16 protein-coding genes and 1 riboswitch are annotated in these 16,697 nt (G+C 33.8%); of the genes, 12 read left to right on the top strand and 4 right to left on the bottom strand.

What is annotated here, in order from left to right; all coding sequences use genetic code 11:
* The first annotated feature begins 467 nt into the window (after positions 1–467).
* From MHB47_RS01050 to MHB47_RS01095, 10 genes are all read left to right on the top strand, one after another.
* Entirely contained in the window at positions 468–1,391 is a 924-nt protein-coding gene (locus MHB47_RS01050; protein ID WP_340754437.1) for an AEC family transporter, read from the top strand.
* Positions 1,392–1,557: 166 nt separating this feature from the next.
* Complete coding sequence (gene xylB / locus MHB47_RS01055) at positions 1,558–3,054, top strand: xylulokinase (protein WP_340754439.1); 1,497 nt, start codon at positions 1,558–1,560, stop codon at positions 3,052–3,054.
* 162 nt (positions 3,055–3,216) lie between these two features.
* A riboswitch (TPP riboswitch) is annotated at positions 3,217–3,325 on the top strand.
* Between the two features lie 60 nt (positions 3,326–3,385).
* Positions 3,386–3,979, top strand: coding sequence for a thiamine phosphate synthase (locus MHB47_RS01060; protein ID WP_340754441.1), 594 nt, complete (start codon positions 3,386–3,388; stop codon positions 3,977–3,979).
* Positions 3,972–5,096: an NAD(P)/FAD-dependent oxidoreductase gene (locus MHB47_RS01065; RefSeq protein WP_340754443.1), complete on the top strand. Its 1,125-nt coding sequence runs from the start codon at positions 3,972–3,974 to the stop codon at positions 5,094–5,096. The genes MHB47_RS01060 and MHB47_RS01065 overlap by 8 nt, the downstream gene beginning before the upstream one ends.
* Positions 5,074–5,274, top strand: a complete 201-nt coding sequence (gene thiS, locus MHB47_RS01070; protein ID WP_107516704.1) for a sulfur carrier protein ThiS — start codon at positions 5,074–5,076, stop codon at positions 5,272–5,274. The genes MHB47_RS01065 and thiS overlap by 23 nt, the downstream gene beginning before the upstream one ends.
* Before the next feature lies 1 nt (position 5,275).
* A complete protein-coding gene (locus MHB47_RS01075; RefSeq protein WP_340754446.1) occupies positions 5,276–6,043 on the top strand; it encodes a thiazole synthase in 768 nt (255 codons plus the stop codon).
* Entirely contained in the window at positions 6,040–7,041 is a 1,002-nt protein-coding gene (locus MHB47_RS01080) for a ThiF family adenylyltransferase (protein ID WP_340754448.1), read from the top strand. The genes MHB47_RS01075 and MHB47_RS01080 overlap by 4 nt, the downstream gene beginning before the upstream one ends.
* A gap of 141 nt (positions 7,042–7,182) precedes the next feature.
* The gene (nrdD, locus tag MHB47_RS01085; protein ID WP_340754450.1) at positions 7,183–9,048 is read left to right on the top strand and encodes an anaerobic ribonucleoside-triphosphate reductase; all 1,866 of its coding nucleotides are present in this window, start codon (positions 7,183–7,185) and stop codon (positions 9,046–9,048) included.
* Positions 9,045–9,581, top strand: coding sequence for an anaerobic ribonucleoside-triphosphate reductase activating protein (gene nrdG / locus MHB47_RS01090; protein WP_340754452.1), 537 nt, complete (start codon positions 9,045–9,047; stop codon positions 9,579–9,581). The genes nrdD and nrdG overlap by 4 nt, the downstream gene beginning before the upstream one ends.
* Positions 9,582–9,737: 156 nt before the next feature.
* Positions 9,738–10,721: a choloylglycine hydrolase family protein gene (locus MHB47_RS01095; protein ID WP_340754453.1), complete on the top strand. Its 984-nt coding sequence runs from the start codon at positions 9,738–9,740 to the stop codon at positions 10,719–10,721.
* A gap of 139 nt (positions 10,722–10,860) precedes the next feature.
* Here the strand turns inward: MHB47_RS01095 and MHB47_RS01100 are convergent, their stop codons facing one another.
* From MHB47_RS01100 to MHB47_RS01115, 4 genes are all read right to left on the bottom strand, one after another.
* Positions 10,861–11,418 carry an NADPH-dependent FMN reductase gene (locus tag MHB47_RS01100; RefSeq protein ID WP_340754455.1) on the bottom strand — a complete coding sequence of 186 codons (558 nt, stop codon included), beginning with the start codon at positions 11,416–11,418 and terminating at the stop codon, positions 10,861–10,863.
* Positions 11,419–11,428: 10 nt separating this feature from the next.
* Complete coding sequence (locus tag MHB47_RS01105) at positions 11,429–12,490, bottom strand: LLM class flavin-dependent oxidoreductase (protein WP_340754457.1); 1,062 nt, start codon at positions 12,488–12,490, stop codon at positions 11,429–11,431.
* Positions 12,491–12,503: 13 nt separating this feature from the next.
* Positions 12,504–13,430 (bottom strand): VOC family protein, encoded by a 927-nt coding sequence (locus MHB47_RS01110; protein ID WP_340754459.1) that lies wholly within the window; start codon positions 13,428–13,430, stop codon positions 12,504–12,506.
* Positions 13,431–13,680: 250 nt separating this feature from the next.
* Positions 13,681–14,298 carry a GntR family transcriptional regulator gene (locus MHB47_RS01115; RefSeq protein ID WP_021338909.1) on the bottom strand — a complete coding sequence of 206 codons (618 nt, stop codon included), beginning with the start codon at positions 14,296–14,298 and terminating at the stop codon, positions 13,681–13,683.
* 115 nt (positions 14,299–14,413) lie between these two features.
* Between MHB47_RS01115 and MHB47_RS01120 the strand changes: the two genes are divergently transcribed.
* Both MHB47_RS01120 and MHB47_RS01125 read left to right on the top strand, forming a co-directional pair.
* Complete coding sequence (locus MHB47_RS01120; protein WP_340754461.1) at positions 14,414–15,289, top strand: NAD(P)-binding domain-containing protein; 876 nt, start codon at positions 14,414–14,416, stop codon at positions 15,287–15,289.
* A 13-nt stretch (positions 15,290–15,302) separates the two neighbouring features.
* Positions 15,303–16,685, top strand: a complete 1,383-nt coding sequence (locus tag MHB47_RS01125; RefSeq protein ID WP_107517224.1) for a four-carbon acid sugar kinase family protein — start codon at positions 15,303–15,305, stop codon at positions 16,683–16,685.
* The last annotated feature ends 12 nt before the right edge of the window (positions 16,686–16,697 follow it).

A 16,697-nucleotide genomic window follows, 5' to 3' on the forward strand; every position in this document is an offset into this window, starting at 1 on the left:
TTAGAAGAGAAAAAAAGAAATCGTAAGAAATAAAATATTAAGTATTTGAAAGAAACACTAAACTTAGAATACTTAATTACAAAATAGAGCTAATTTCCGCATGAAATTGGCATTTTACCCAAAGGTTAGCCTTACCTCTTAGTGAAGGAAGACTAGCAGAAGTCTAATTCTCGACTCAGTATGTGGAAATCATAGTGGTTTGGATATATTTTTTCAGACGACCAAGTTAAAAAGAGTCTAGATTTCAGAATCTTAAAAATGAAATCCCATACATAAAATGTTTATAAAACAACGGATTGTTTCACGTTAAACAATCCGTTTTTTTATTTCATACGTAAATATAAAGATGAAAAATATTTTATTAGTCAGACAAACAGTAAATTAATTAATATTCTGCTATCATAAACTATAATAATTAATTTATATAAGTCTAATTCATATATGATTTTGAACAAAGGGGGAATATAATGAGTGAGATGTTGTATATTTTACAAACTGTGCTTTTACCTATTTTTATCATGATTTTTTTAGGGTTTATTTTACAAAAGAAATTCACATTAGATTTAAAGACGCTAGCTAAATTAAATATATATGTATTTGTACCAGGGTTTATATTTGTGAAGTTTTATAAAACAGATTTCGCTATAAAGCTTTTATTTTACATAGTCATTTTCTTTATTTTGTATATGGTCGTCCTATATGTCATTGGTAAACTGTTGTCTACTATTCGTAAAACAGATAAAGGGGAAGCAACAACGTTGACGAATAGTATTCTGTTTTTCAATTCAGGCAACTATGGCGTTCCAGTTAATGATTTAGTGTTTAAGGGCGATCCATTAGCTATGTCTGTGCAAGTTATTGTATTGTCATTACAAAATATATTCACTTTTTCATACGGAATTTTTGCGATTCAGTCGTTGCAAATAGGGAAATTACAGGCGCTACTTGGATATTTTAAAATGCCAGTTTTATACGCTTTGGTGTTAGCTATTATTTTAAATTATAATAATGTGCCAATCCCAGAATTTATTTGGACGCCAGCAAATTACGTGGCGGATGCAATGATTGCTGTTGCATTATTATTGCTAGGTGCTCAAATAGCGAATATTAAATTCAGCTTTAAATGGTCAATTTCTTATATTTATATATTTGTGAGACTAGTTATTGGTCCACTTATTGCTTTAGTGATTATTAAATTACTTGGTTTAGAAGGCGTGATTGCACAAACATTATTTATCGCTTCTGCTATGCCAACATCGGTAAATAGTTCAGTTATTGCGCAAGAATATGATAACCACCCAGAACTTGCTGCGCAATTGGTATTCTTATCAACACTACTAAGTGCAGTAACAGTAGTCATCGTCATCTATTTTTCTAGAATTCTATTTTAAATATCTAGACAACCTAGTGGAGCGGGAATATGAAATCATAATTTGATTTCATATTCCTGCTCTTTTTTTAGAATTTTGATTTATTTATCGGACGTGTTATAAATAGGTCGTATATCACATATTACGAAATAAAAATTTAAAATCTATTTATAAAGGACCGATTAAATTGACTGATACAGTGTTAGGTATTGATATTGGAACAAGCTCTGTTAAAGTAATAGCAGTAAATAGACATGGTAAAGTTTTACAGAGTGCAAGCGAATCTCTAGACATCATACAGCCACAAAATGGGTTTAATGAACAACATCCAGAAGCGTGGTTTGAAGCAACTAAACGATGTATTAAGCGATTAATGGTGACAGATGAAGTTAAGCATATGCATATTAGCGGACTATCACTTTCAGGACAAATGCATAGTTTGGTGATATTGGACGATAATGGCGAACCACTACGAAATGCAATTCTTTGGAACGATACAAGGACTACATCTCAATGTGAGGTTATTAGAGAAAAACTAGGTGATTATGTGTTAGATAATCCTGTATTAGAAGGTTTTACCCTTACGAAATTATTATGGATAAAGGAAAATGAACCTGAACATTGGCGCAATACGAAAGTGTTTTTATTACCTAAGGATTATGTTCGATTCAAATTAACTGGCAAGTTAAATATGGAATATTCAGATGCCTCAAGTACATTATTATTTGATCATAAGTGCAAAGCTTGGGATGAAAATATTGGTAAACAATTTGGTATTCATAATATTTACCCTAAACTTGTAGCTTCACATAAATTAGTTGGTTATATGGACGAGGAGATAGCAACAGAACTCGGACTAAATGCGCAAGTGGCTGTTATTGCAGGTGGTGGTGATAATGCGTGTGGAGCGCTTGGTGCGGGAATGATTAAAACCAATGAAACACTCTGTAGTATTGGCACCTCAGGCGTGGTCTTATCATGTGAAAGTGAAAAACATACGGAGTATCGCCGGAATATGCATTATTTTAATCATGCTTTAGAAGATATGGCTTATGTTATGGGCGTGACACTTGCTGCTGGTGACAGTTTGCAGTGGCTACGCCGAAATATATTAGGACATTTAAGCTATGATGAAATCATTACCATGGCGAGCCAATCACAGGTTGGCAGTAATGGATTGTTATTCACACCATATTTATCGGGAGAACGTACGCCACATGGGGATTCCAACATCAGAGGGAGCTTTATAGGTTTAAGTGGCTTACACAGTAGTGGGGACATGGCACGGGCAGTTATTGAAGGCATAACCTTTTCTTTATTCGAGTCGATAAAATATTTACGCGATTGTGGTAAAGATATTAAACATATCGTGTCTATCGGTGGCGGTGCAAAAAGCGACTTTTGGTTGCAATTACAAGCCGATATATTTAATGCTGAAATTAGTAAATTGAAGTATGAAGAAGGGCCTTGTATGGGCGCGGCAATCTTGGCTGTATGTGGTCTAGGATGGTATGAAAGTATCGAAGCGGCTACAAAGCAATTTATACGTTATGAAAAATCTTTTAAACCAGATAGTGAGAAACACAAACAATATATGCAATATTTTGATTTATATCAAAGTGTATATCGACAAACTCAAAGTCTTACAGCTAGTTTACTAGAAATATCTAAAAGTAAAAAATAGTTACTAGTTGAATAATTTAAAAATAAGTAATAGTATCTACTTTAACACTTAAAAACAACTTAAATTATAATACCACTTGAAATAATCAATGGAATAGGTTAAGTTGTATGTAATAATTCTTCAACACATATTTAATAATTATTATAAAAATTAAATAGCTTAAATAACCACTGGAAGTGCCTTGCATAAGGCTGAGACCGAAGTAGTAACTTGGGAATTCCTTGAACCTGATCCAGTTTGTACTGGCGTAGGAAAGTGGCGTTATAAACATGCGAATTCGTTAATCCAACGTCATTTTTCTTACCAGAAAAATGACGTTTTTTTATTTGGGGTGAAAACATTGTTTATAGCAATTACACAGTATAAGTATTTAAATGCAGTAGAAATTAAGCAGTATATCAAAATAGAGCAGTTTATAGACTATTTAATTATCAGAACACCAATGGAGACGGCTGAATTGATTGATTGGGTTCATTTGCTTAATCAATCCGGCTTTCCGAAAAGTAAAATAATTATTCATGACAATTTAACTGTATTAACACGATGCAAGTTACGTGCGATTCATTTTAAAGAAAAAGATGAGCGCATAGCGGACTTTAAATATAATCATCCAGACATCCAAGTTAGTATGTCTACACACGACACAAAACATATAGCGCAAGCAGAAGCATTACAGTTAGCATTTGTCTTATATGGACATATTTTTAAAACCAATTCCAAACCGAATAAACATCCAAGGACAGAAAATGAAATAAATAAAGCGTTAAAATTCAATATCCCAATTATCGCTTTAGGCGGTATCAATACACAAACTTTAAAAGAGCTACCTAATGGATTCAAAGGCATTGCAGGGATTTCCATTTTTGCGCAACAAAACGTAAATGAAATTAAACAGCTGAAGGAGGCTTGGAAGACGTATGTATGATGTCATAATCATTGGCTCTGGTGTAATGGGTATGTCAATCGCGAGAGAATTAAGTAAATCAGATATCAAAATTGCTGTGATAGATCGTGATATACCAGGGAAACATGCTTCATTTAAAGCTGGAGGAATGCTTGGTGCTCAAAATGAATTTACTGAAGACAGTGATTTGTTTCATATAGCACGAGAGTCTCAAGTTATGTTCGAGCCACTGAGGGATAGTTTGCTAGATGAAGTAGGCTTAGATATTGAATATCTGGATAGTGGTTTAATTAAAATCGCAAGCAGTATTGATGATAACGCAAGTGTTGAAAAGCAATACAAATTTCTGCAGCAATACAACCGATCTGTGGAATTATTGCCTGCAAAGTTACTGAAAGAAAGAACGAATGGCAACGTAATATCAGACAATTTATCCGCGATGTATATACCGAATGATAATCAAATCAATGCCAATAAATACACGAAAGCGTTATTAAAATCATTAGAACAACGGGGCATTCACCGTATTTACAACACAGAAGTTAGTGACATAACACCATTAAATCCAGGCTATCGTGTGGTAACCGATACAGATGTGTTAACTGCGGAAAAGATAGTGGTCGCTGGAGGAGCTTGGAGTGGAAAATTATTGAGCCACTACATGCCAAACAGTAGTGTTACAGGCGTTAAAGGTGAAGTGTTACTTGTAGAGCATCCAAATCTGTCTTTAGAAACAACGCTATTTACTACAAATGGTTGTTACGTTGTTCCAAAAATGAAAAATCGTTATTTAATTGGAGCCACAAGTTACTTTGATGATTATTCAGTAGGCGTTTCTCAATTAGGGAAAAAATGGTTGTTACAACAGGCTACGACGCATATTCCTAAATTAAGAGATGGTAAATTAATCAATCAATGGTCAGGCATTAGACCTTATACCTCAGGTGAAAAACCCATTATGGATGAAATAGACAAGCATTTATTTATCATTTCAGGGCATTATCGCAATGGCATTTTACTATCACCTTACGTCGGAAAATGGATGAGCAATTGGATTCAGTATGATCGTAAGCCGGAACAATTTGCAGATTTTATAATTGAAAGGGGTAAGACCAATGAAGTGCATTATAAACGGTGACAACTTTACTTTTGATAAGGTATTAAGTATTCAGGAAGTGATTCAAGAATTGGATTTGGATGAAACGCGTATGATTGTGGAACATAATGAACAATTAATTCAGCGAGAACAATTTTCAAAGCATAAGGTTACAGATGAAGATCGTTTGGAATTATTAGAATTTGTAGGAGGCGGATAACATGTTCAATATAGGAGAATTTAAGTTGAATTCAAGATTATTATTAGGTACAGGGAAATTTGATAGTGAAGCAATACAAACGGAAGCAATCGAGGCGTCCGGGACAGAGGTTTTGACCTTTGCAGTACGTCGAATGAATTTATACGATAAAAATTTACCCAATCCATTAGCGAAAGTAGACTTAACTAAATTCATTACTTTTCCTAATACTGCAGGTGCAAAATCAGCAGAAGAAGCAGTCCGCATAGCTGAAATCGCAAATCATGCAGGTGTCTGTGACATGATTAAAGTAGAAGTTATAGGAGACGATGAAACATTATTGCCCGACCCGTTAGAAACGTATAAAGCTTGTGAAATCTTGTTAGATAAAGGTTATACAGTTTGTCCTTATATTTCTAATGATGTGGTATTAGCAAAACGATTAGAAGATTTAGGTGTGCATGCAATTATGCCACTCGCATCACCGATAGGCACGGGCAGAGGTATTAATAATCCTTTGAATTTACGTTATATAATCGAAAAAGTAAATGTTCCTGTCATAGTTGATGCGGGTATTGGTTCTCCTAAAGATGCCTGTCATGCAATGGAACTCGGAGCAGATGGTATCCTACTTAATACGGCAATATCTAGCGCACAAAATCCAGTGAAAATGGCGAAAGCGATGAAATTAGGTATTCATGCAGGTAGGTTGAGTTATGAAGCGGGAAGAATACCAGTGAAATACACAGCACAAGCTTCAAGCCCTACTGAAGGTATAGGATTCCTATGACACAACGCTATGATCGCCAAATGCGTTATGAAGCATTTGGTAAATATGGACAAGCGCAATTGCAACAGACACATGTCATGATCATGGGCGCAGGTGCGCTTGGAAGCCAATGTGCAGAGCTGTTAACTCGAATGGGTGTTGGTCAGCTCACCATTATCGATATGGATATTGTAGAACAATCCAATTTACACAGACAGGCTACTTATGTTGAAGCAGATGCCACGCAAATGCTGCCTAAAGTAGAAGCGTTAAAAGTGCATCTTGGACAAATTAATAGTGAAGTTCAAGTACAGGCGTTATATCAAGAGATTACAAATACAAATATTGAAGTATTACTCTGTCAACATCAACCTGACATTGTTCTAGATGGAATGGATCATTTTGCGATTAGATATTTGATTAATGAAGTTTGTCATAAATTAGGTGTGCCATGGATTTATGGTGCAGCTGTAGGCAGTAAGGGCACAGTATATGCCATTGATTATCAGGGGCCATGCTTAAAATGTATGCTTAGTACGACGCCATCTACAGGGGAAAGTTGCGCAATAAACGGTGTGCTTCCTCCAGTGATTCATCAAGTGGCAAGCATGGAAGTCTCAGAGTTATTAAGGTGGCTGTCTGGAAAAGGTTTTTCTAAAAAATTAACAACGATGGATTGCTTTACGATGCAATATAAAACACTCAATATAGATTCATTAAAAAATAGTAACTGCCCTATCTGTAACGAAGGAAATTATGAATATCTCAACATGGCTCAACCAAATTCTATTGAAAAACAGTGCGGTAATGTATTTCTACTGAGATTTACTCCTCAAATATTTAAATATACAGATTTACTTCCAGTGAAAGTTATGAAAAGTAATCATTTCGCTAAAATGATATCTTATCGAGATTATCAAATAACGCTATTTAAAGACGGCAGAATGAACGTGTATGGTATTGAAAATGAAGGCCAAGCAGTAGCATTATATGAAGAACTTCTAAAATGCTTAAAGTGATAAATGAGGTAATGCATTTATTGCAAAAACAAACTAAAGTTCATGAAATGTTTGAAAATATATGACAAATTCGTTAACGTAGATGTTCATATTTGAATCACTATATATAGTGTTATAAATTAAAATAAAACACAATATATAGTGAAGAGGGATAATATGAATAAACTTGAAACGAATTTAAAAAATCTTATTACTAAAGATCCTACAGTAGTTAATGAAAATGCCAATAAAGATAGTTCTACGTTTTCAACAATGAGAGATTTAACGGCGGGAGTAGTTTCTAAATCATATGCATTGGACTATTTACTGCCAAAGCATGTGGCTGAAGCGCATAAACAGGGAGATATTCATTTTCATGATTTAGATTATCATCCTTTTCAACCGCTAACGAATTGTTGTTTAATCGATGCTGAAAGTATGCTAGAAGACGGTTTTCAAATAGGTAACGCAACAGTGACTTCACCGAAATCGATTCAAACAGCATCTGCGCAGTTAGTACAGATTATTGCGAATGTATCGAGTAGTCAGTATGGCGGTTGCACAATTGATAGAGTAGATGAATTGTTAAGTAAGTACGCTCAATTTAATGAGCAAAAACACCGCAAAGTTGCAGAAAAATTTGTGAATGCAGCGGATATTGATACATATGTGGATACTCAAGTGACACAAGATATAAGTGATGCTATTGAGAGTTTAGAGTATGAAATTAATACTTTATATACATCTAATGGACAGACGCCATTTGTAACACTGGGATTTGGGCTCGGTATAGATAAATATAGCCGTAAAATTCAGCAAGCAATTTTTCACACGCGTATTAAAGGATTAGGTAAAGACCGTATTACCGCAATTTTTCCTAAATTAGTATTTTCCATCAAAAAAGGTGTGAATTTCAATGAATTAGATCCCAATTATGATATTAAACAACTTGCGCTAGAATGTTCTACAAAGCGTATGTACCCAGATGTTTTAAATTATGATAAAACTGTTGAATTGCTAGGCGATTTCAAAGCACCGATGGGATGTCGTTCATTTTTACCTGCATGGAAAAATGAAGCAGGTGAATATGAAAATAATGGTAGATGTAATCTTGGGGTAGTGACACTCAATGTACCACGCATTGCATTAGAATCTGATGGAGATATAGAACTATTTTGGAAATTATTCCATGAACGCATGAATCTCATGCATGATGCGTTAGTGTATCGTATAGAGCGAATAGCAGAAGCAACACCTGATAATGCTCCTATTTTATATAAAAATGGCGCATTTAAACATCGTTTAACAGACAATGATAGTGTGATGGACCTATTTAAAGGTCAACGTGCAACATTGTCTATGGGTTATATCGGTTTATATGAAGCGGCTACAGTATTCTTTGGTCCGAATTGGGAAAGTAAGTCCAAAGGCAAAGCATTTACGTTAGCTATTTTAAAAGCCATGAAAGTTTATCAACTACGTTGGACTGAAAAATACGATGTGTGGTTCAGCATATATAGTACACCAAGTGAATCTTTAACAGATAGATTTTGCAGATTAGATCGAGAAAAATTTGGTGACGTTGCTGACATTACAGATAAAGGCTACTACCAAAATTCATTCCATTATGATGTACGTAAAGACATCACACCATTTAAGAAAATTGATTTTGAAAAAGATTATCCTGTATATGCGAGCGGTGGGTATATTCACTATTGCGAGTATCCAAAGCTCAATCATAATTTGAAAGCTTTGGAAGCGGTTTGGGATTATGCCTATGACAAGGTGAGCTATCTAGGGACGAACATTCCTATCGATCATTGTCGTAAATGTGATTTTAAAGGAGATTTCAAAACAACGGCTAAAGGTTATCAATGTCCTGAATGTGGTAATGATGACCCAACAACTGTAGATGTCGTTAAACGAACTTGCGGTTATTTAGGCAATCCTGTACAACGGCCGACAATTGAAGGTCGTCATAAAGAAATGTGTGCACGTGTTAAACACTTGAAAGATACAACATTATGAAAATCTTAGAAATCACAAAGGGACAAGGTTATATTGCCAAAATAGAAGCACAGAGCTTTGTTGATGGCGAAGGGGTTAGATGCAGTATGTACGTTTCTGGTTGTCCTTTTGCTTGTAAAAATTGTTATAACAAAGCTGCTCAAAATTTTAGATACGGAGAGCGTTTTAATGGCTCGATTTTAGAAGAAATTATGAATTATTGCGAACCAGATTATATTTCGGGTTTAAGCATTTTAGGTGGCGAACCTTTCTGTAATGTAGATATTACTTTAAAATGTGCCCAAGTATTGAGGCAACGTTTTGGTAATTCCAAATCGTTATGGGTATGGACAGGATTTTTATATGAATATTTAGTTCAAGATACTGCTGAGAGAAGGGCATTACTTGAGCTCATCGATGTATTAGTAGATGGGCCTTTTATCAATCATTTGTTTCAACCTAACTTACCTTATAAAGGTTCATTAAATCAACGCATTATTGATGTACCAACTTCATTGAGCACAGGTAAACGATGTGAATATATTACGACTTAAAAAAGAACTTAATTTTTATATTTTAACTCGGTTACGCAAGCGAATTAGTATTAATATAGTAAGAAGTTTCCTAATATAGAGAGGAACAAGGAACAAGAACCTGAATTTAATCACTATAGATAGAGATTAAGCATAGCGTAAAGGAGTAGATTATGAATGTGTACAGGATTTTCATTCTTATCAAAGAGTAACCAGGCGATCTTAGGACGTACGATGGATTTTGTCTATCATTTGGACGGACAACCCGCAGTACAGCCGCGTCATTTTTATTGGGAATCACGTGTTGGATATAAAGGTGAGACGTTGTATGGTTTTATCGGAGCAGGCAGCGATATGGCAGGCTTTGTATTTGGAGACGGCGTGAATGAACACGGCGTGGGTGCTTCCGTACAGTACTTTAGAGGTTATGCATCGTATGCTTCTGAAGTACGAGAAGGCTTTATAAATATTAGCCAAAACGAAATTATTACATGGATACTTGGCTATAATAAAAATATTGAAGATTTAATCGAAAATGCTAAATCAGTTAATGTGGTAGCACATGTAGTAAACGAAATTGCAGAAGTACCGCCATTGCATTATCACGTTTCTGATGATACAGGTAGATCTGTCGAACTTACATTCCAAGATGGCCGTATCGTCATAAATGAAAATCCAATCGGCGTATTAACGAATAACCCAGATTTAAACTGGCATTACGAAAACCTAAGAAATTATACAAATATTACACCACAGAAACCACAGGAAAGTACATTTATGGGGCAACCACTAAAATCCTTAGGAAATGAAGGTGGCACTTATGGTTTACCGGGTGGCTATACAGCACCAGAGCGATTTGTGCGCACCGCATTTTTGAAAAATCATCTTATAAATAGTGACAAACCTGAGTATGATGTGTTGGATGCATTCAAATTATTAGATGGCATTAGTATTCCTAAAGGCGCTGTACTTGATGAAAATGGAGAATTGCATTATACCCTTTACCAAACTGTGTTCAATTTAACAACACGCACAATGTATGTTAAATGGTATGATACAAACCAAATAACTGAATTGCAATTAACTGAAGACCTCATCACAAAAAAAGATATTACTGTTTTTGAAACTGCTAAAGGTTTAGTTACCAATAAATTGAATTAATAACATATTGATTATAATGATGAAAGATTAAAAAAAGCGGAGAGACGATGATATTTATCGTTTCTCCGTATTTTTATTAAACCAACTATTTTATAATTAAAGATTAATGTACTTAAGTTTAATTTGTGAAATTTATATACTAAAAGTCATATTGATCATTTTCTTCTTCTATTATTTGTGAATACACTTTGGAGACGCGTAATGTTGAAGTAGCTAATTCCTCTATTCTGAATAAGATATCATCATTTACAATAGCACCTTGTGAGAAATCACGTTCTTCGATAAATACATAAGTTTGAATAATGTGTGCCTTCATATAACCTAATATTGGTTTTAATTGTGTTTCAGGAATTAAATAATGCTTAGGTGAACCGGCCGTGGCTATGATTCCGATAACTTTATCTCTAAAAGCGTTAACAGGAAGTAGATCAAATACGTTTTTTAAAGTGCCAGGAATTGAAGCTTGGAATATAGGGAAACCAATAAAAATAATATCAGCTTGCATTAAGGCAGTAGTGAATTCTAAAGTATCTCCTGAATAATCTAAATAATTGCGACCATCACTAAATGACAAATTTAAATTTTTTAAATCAAAAAATTGAATTTCATGTTGATGAGAAATTGCTTCGTTTAAATATGTCATGGCTGTACTTGTCTTAGAACCGACAGTTGAACCGGATAGAATTACGATTTTCATGCTAAGTCACCTACTTTTTCAAATGGTTTTTGATTCCAGGTATAATTTCATTACCGATAAGTTCGATATTTTTCATGATTTTATCGAAAGGTACACCACCAAAATCAATTTGGGCCATAAATCTTTGGTGATTATATAACTCATGTTGGTAAAGTATTTTTTCAATAATTTGCTGTGGACTTCCTACCATTAGGGCATCTCTATAATCAGGTGTATTTGCAAATTGTTGTTTTGGATAACCAGTTCCTCTTATAAATGACATACCTACATTAATATGAGGATAAAATTCACGTAAAGCAGCTTGTGTTGTATCAGCAGTATAGAATAAACTTGCTGTAGAAACAGGTAATGCTTCAGCGGAATTGTCAAAGCCATATTCTTTGGCAGTTAAACGGTATTCGTCTATAGAATTTTTAAATGTCATTGCTGGACCACCTAAAGTTGTAATCATCATCGGAATACCTTGACGACCAGCCTTGATTGCACTAGCAGCAGGACCACCAACTGCTCTCCAAATTGGTAATACATTATCTATAGGCCTTGGAAAAATTTCCATGTTATTTAAGTCAGGTCTGAACTTACCAGACCAAGTAATTTTATTTGTTTTATTAAGTTCTAACAGTAAATTTAATTTCTCTTCATAAAGTTCGTCGTAGTCATTTAAATCTAAACCAAATAAATCGAATATACCAGTACGTGATGCTCTTCCCGCTACAATTTCTGTGCGACCGTGAGAAATAAGGTCTAGTGTTGCAAAGTCTTCAAAGACTCTAACTGGATCAGCTGCACTAATAATAGAGGATGAACTAGATATTTTAATCGTATTTGTTGCTTGTGCGATTGCACCTAAAATAACGGTGTGCGCCTGTGTAGTAAAATGTTCTTGATGGCTTTCACCAACGCCGAAAACGTTGATACCTGCTTGTTCGGCTAATTGACTCGCTTCAATTAATTCTTGTATACGTTTTTCAGAACTTACTTTTTCACCTTTATGAGGATTAAGTAAGTGGTCTCCAAGTGAATAAAGACCAAATTCTAATGGGGCATTTTCATTCATTTTTAATTTAGCCATAGCGTATCATCCTTTATAAATCATGTAGTTTAGACACTATTTCTGTTCTTTGATTTTCCATAAAATCTGGCAAATTGAGTTCTTTACCTAGGTTTTCAATCTCTGTATCAACCGTAAATCCAGGTGAGTCAGTTGCAAATTCATACATAATACTATTATGTCGATAATAAAGAGATTTGAAAAAGTAGCGATCTATAATGCCACTATTATTTCCTGGGTTATGATTAATTGTGTTTAATACAGACTCTAAATTTGAATCTTTTGGCGTGTTCACGGCGATATGATGTACATATCCTTGACCAGGACGCGCACGCTCTCCTTGTTGTTCAATAACTACGAAATCAGTATACAAACCTTCTTGATCTAATGCCATAACAGTTTCATCAGTGTCTTGACGAGGTGCATAATTGAGTTCGTTTTTTAAAAAATCGATTGTTGGTTGAGCTTCACGTACTCTAAGCTCAACAGGTCCCATACCTAATATTTGATGTTGCAAAGGAATATCCGTATAAGGATTTTTTCTCCACGTTGTAGGGATTTTATAGTCATCGTTAACGAGCAATACAATTTCTAGATTATCGACATCTTTAAACAATAGTGCTGGCTGATTTAGATATGTTATATCAGTTGTCGTAATATTAGCTTCTGTGAGACGCGACTTGAAATAAGATAGTGCAGCTTCATTTGGGACGAGTAAAGAAAAACGATGGATAGAATTTGTACCAGGACGATTCTTACCTACATGTGGAATTTCAAAAAAACTTAGTAACGTACCGACAGAGCCAATTTCATCACCGAAAAACAAGTGATACATAGTTGGATTATCTTGGTTCACGGATTTTTCTACCAAGCGTAATCCTAATAGTTGAGTGTAGAAGTCTTTGTTTATTTGAGCATCTTTTGTATACATTGAAATGTGATGATGACCGACAATATTCATATGTGTACCCCCGCATTATGATAATTTCTAGTTTTAATACTCATTACCTATTTAAAAGAAAATAAACCGATGTAGTATAAAAAGTATACTAGTTATCTATAATATATGTCGAAAATGGAAAAAAAGCAATAACTGTGAACTAATATAATTTATACATAGTTTTCATTTAAATTATATTAGTTCTATAATTAGTCGAAATAAAAATAGGCATAGATACATTGAATTACTATGTATCTATGCCTATTTGATGTTATTCAGTTTTTTTAAAATCTAAATAATAGAGACTGAATTCTAAATCATTTTTTAGATGTGTTTCTAATAATTCAACAGCTAAATCTATGTCTCTCTTAAAAAGTGCCGCAACAATTTCCTTATGTTCTTCGATTAGTCCAGGACGGCGTTGATTAATGACAGTTTGACTAAATAGATAGATAAAACTTTTGTATTTTTGATACGTATCGAGTATAAATTGATTATTTGTAGCTGCAATAATCTTTTGATGGAACTTGTCATTCGTTTCAATAATTTGATCTTCAGATTCTTTATCGATATTTATTTCGGCATACTTATTCAATTCTTCTAAATCTTCTTTTGTGTATACTACCGCTGCTTTTCTTAATGCATAGGTTTCTAATAAAATACGCATTTCAAAAATTTGTCTATATTCTTCACTTGTTGGCATGAAAATATAAGAGTTTTTAATAAAATATTCTAATTCTAGTTGTTTCAAAGCCTCGCGTATAGGCGTTCTGCTTACATCATACTTCTTAGCAAGTTTAGCTTCTGTAATCTTTTCATCTTTTTTCAATTCACCAGAAATAATATCATTTCTAATCTTTTGATAAACAGTTAATTCATTAGTGTTCAATTTCTTCACCTCATTATCATAAGTGTACTATAAATAATTCTTTGTATAAATGTATACATTTTAATTGTTTTAGTATACAATAATGTTTGTAAACGTTTTCAGGAGGGTGTAATTTATGAAAATAGGATTTATTGGTCTCGGTATAATGGGAAAACCAATGGTTAAGAATTACTTGAAAGAGAATGTGACGGTTCTCGTTAATGATTTGAATAAAGAAGCAGAAGCAGAAGTTATTAATGAGGGTGCACAAGCAGTATCTGTAAAACAAATGGCTCAAGAAGTAGATCACATTATTACTTCATTACCTAATGGTGAAATTGTAAAAGCAGTTTTATACAGTGGAAAAGATGCAATTTTAAATCAGTCAGATATTAGTGTTCAGACAGTCGTTGATACAAGTTCGTTAACGCCAAATGAGTCGTTAGAGATAAGTAAAGTTTTGAAAGAAAAGCAAATTAAATATATAGATGCACCTGTAAGTGGCGGTGAGCCATTAGCAATTACTGGTGAACTCTCAGTCATGATTGGTTGTGATGAATCAGATTTAGAAATCGTTCAGAGCGTTCTAAAACCTATTGCAAAATCTGTGATAAGAGTCGGTGATGTCGGTGCAGGAAGTGTTGTTAAACTGGCTAATCAGATTATAGTAAATACAAATATTGCAGCACTTTCTGAAGCAGTTGTACTTGCGAAAAAATTTGATATTGACTTAGAAAGTATGCATGAGGCAATTAAAGATGGCCTTGCAGGTTCAAATGTTATGGAAGCAAAATTTCCTAAGATGATTGAAGAAGATTATCAACCTGGTGGCACACTTAATATAAACCTGAAAGATATGAAGAATGTAAGTTCGACAGCAGATACAGTTGGACTAACACTACCTTTAGCAAATCAAGTCAAAGAAATATATAAATCAGAAGTAGCCCAAGGGAATGGTACAAATGATCATTCTGGTATTATCAAATATTTTGAAAAAATTAATAATATATAGATGAGGTGAGAAAGTGCTAACTGAAGATTTAATTAATCAAACAAACAATGACGAGATTCATAAGCAATTGGATGACTTTAAATATAAAATCATAGTTTTGGATGATGATCCAACTGGTACACAAACAGTTAAAGACTTACCTGTGTATACAGATTGGTCGGAAGATTTAATTGAAGATGGATTTAACCAAGAGAATCATATGTTTTATATATTAACTAATTCTAGAGCATTGAATGAACAAGAAACGACAAAATTGCATCAGGAAATTAGTCGAAATATAGAATTGGTTTCTCGACGTTTAGACTACCCTTTTATTGTAATTAGTAGGGGCGATTCCACTCTAAGAGGTCACTTTTATTTAGAACCTAAGGTCTTAAGTGATGCCTCAGAAAAAGCATTTGATGCGGTGTTTTATTTACCTGAATTTTTTGAAGGTGAGAGGTATACATATAACGGCGTCCATTATCTTAAAGAAGATGGGAAATACACTCCTGTTTCTGAAAGTGAATTTGCCAATGATACTACATTTGGTTTTGAATCCCAAACGATGGCAGATTTTATAGAAGAGAAGAGTTTTGGTGACGTTAAAGCTGAAAATGTATACCATATTACGTTATCTCAAATAAGAGAAAGAAATAAAGAAAGTATATTACAAACATTTCACGCAGTATCAAACTTTGATGCAGTCGTGGTAGATGCATTAAATGATGAAGATATGGATTATTTTGTATCTTGTTTAACAGCATTTTTAGCGAATGATGATAAGAAATTTATGTTTAGAACAGCTGCGTCGTTTGTGAAATCGATGTGTCAGACTCCAGGTGAAATCATTAATCTAAATCAATTTAGTAATAATAACCATGGTGGTTTGATTATCGTTGGATCACATGTGAAAAAAACATCATCACAATTACATCATTTACTAAACAACACTCATATCACACCAATTGAATTTGATGTTAAATCAGTTACTAAAGCAGATTTAAACGTATATATAGACGAAAGAATTCAAGAAGTAGAATCATTAATTAAAAATAGTAAAGATGTGGTTGTTTATACTTCTAGAGATGTTATTAAGACTGAAGATTTAACAAATAATTTAGGGATTTCTACAAATATTTCAAATGCTTTGGTAGAAATTGTAAGGGGCTTAAGCATAAAACCAAAGTTTATTATTGCCAAAGGCGGAATCACTTCTAGTGATGTTGCAACTAAAGGATTGGAAATTAAAAAAGCACAAGTAATTGGGCAAATAACGCAAGGCGTACCTGTGTGGCTGACTGGTGAAGAAGCAAAGTATTCTAATATGCCTTATGTTATTTTCCCGGGAAATATTGGTAGTACTAATACGTTAACAAATGTATACAAAATGAACAGTAGTATAAAAGAGAATTAGAAGGTAGGGAGA

Source organism: Staphylococcus sp. FSL K6-3157 (genome assembly GCF_038005145.1).
In the GTDB taxonomy this organism is placed as follows: Bacteria; Bacillota; Bacilli; order Staphylococcales; family Staphylococcaceae; genus Staphylococcus; species Staphylococcus equorum.

Excerpts from the sequence above, each read along its gene's own strand:
- MHB47_RS01110 (WP_340754459.1), bottom strand. The coding sequence starts at position 13,430 with ATGAATATTGTCGGTCATCATCACATTTCAATGTATACAAAAGATGCT.
- MHB47_RS01100 (WP_340754455.1), bottom strand. The coding sequence starts at position 11,418 with ATGAAAATCGTAATTCTATCCGGTTCAACTGTCGGTTCTAAGACAAGT.
- MHB47_RS01095 (WP_340754453.1), top strand. The coding sequence starts at position 9,738 with ATGTGTACAGGATTTTCATTCTTATCAAAGAGTAACCAGGCGATCTTA.
- MHB47_RS01050 (WP_340754437.1), top strand. The coding sequence starts at position 468 with ATGAGTGAGATGTTGTATATTTTACAAACTGTGCTTTTACCTATTTTT.
- MHB47_RS01065 (WP_340754443.1), top strand. The coding sequence starts at position 3,972 with ATGTATGATGTCATAATCATTGGCTCTGGTGTAATGGGTATGTCAATC.
- MHB47_RS01105 (WP_340754457.1), bottom strand. The coding sequence starts at position 12,490 with ATGGCTAAATTAAAAATGAATGAAAATGCCCCATTAGAATTTGGTCTT.
- nrdG (WP_340754452.1), top strand. The coding sequence starts at position 9,045 with ATGAAAATCTTAGAAATCACAAAGGGACAAGGTTATATTGCCAAAATA.
- thiS (WP_107516704.1), top strand. The coding sequence starts at position 5,074 with ATGAAGTGCATTATAAACGGTGACAACTTTACTTTTGATAAGGTATTA.
- MHB47_RS01075 (WP_340754446.1), top strand. The coding sequence starts at position 5,276 with ATGTTCAATATAGGAGAATTTAAGTTGAATTCAAGATTATTATTAGGT.
- MHB47_RS01080 (WP_340754448.1), top strand. The coding sequence starts at position 6,040 with ATGACACAACGCTATGATCGCCAAATGCGTTATGAAGCATTTGGTAAA.
- MHB47_RS01120 (WP_340754461.1), top strand. The coding sequence starts at position 14,414 with ATGAAAATAGGATTTATTGGTCTCGGTATAATGGGAAAACCAATGGTT.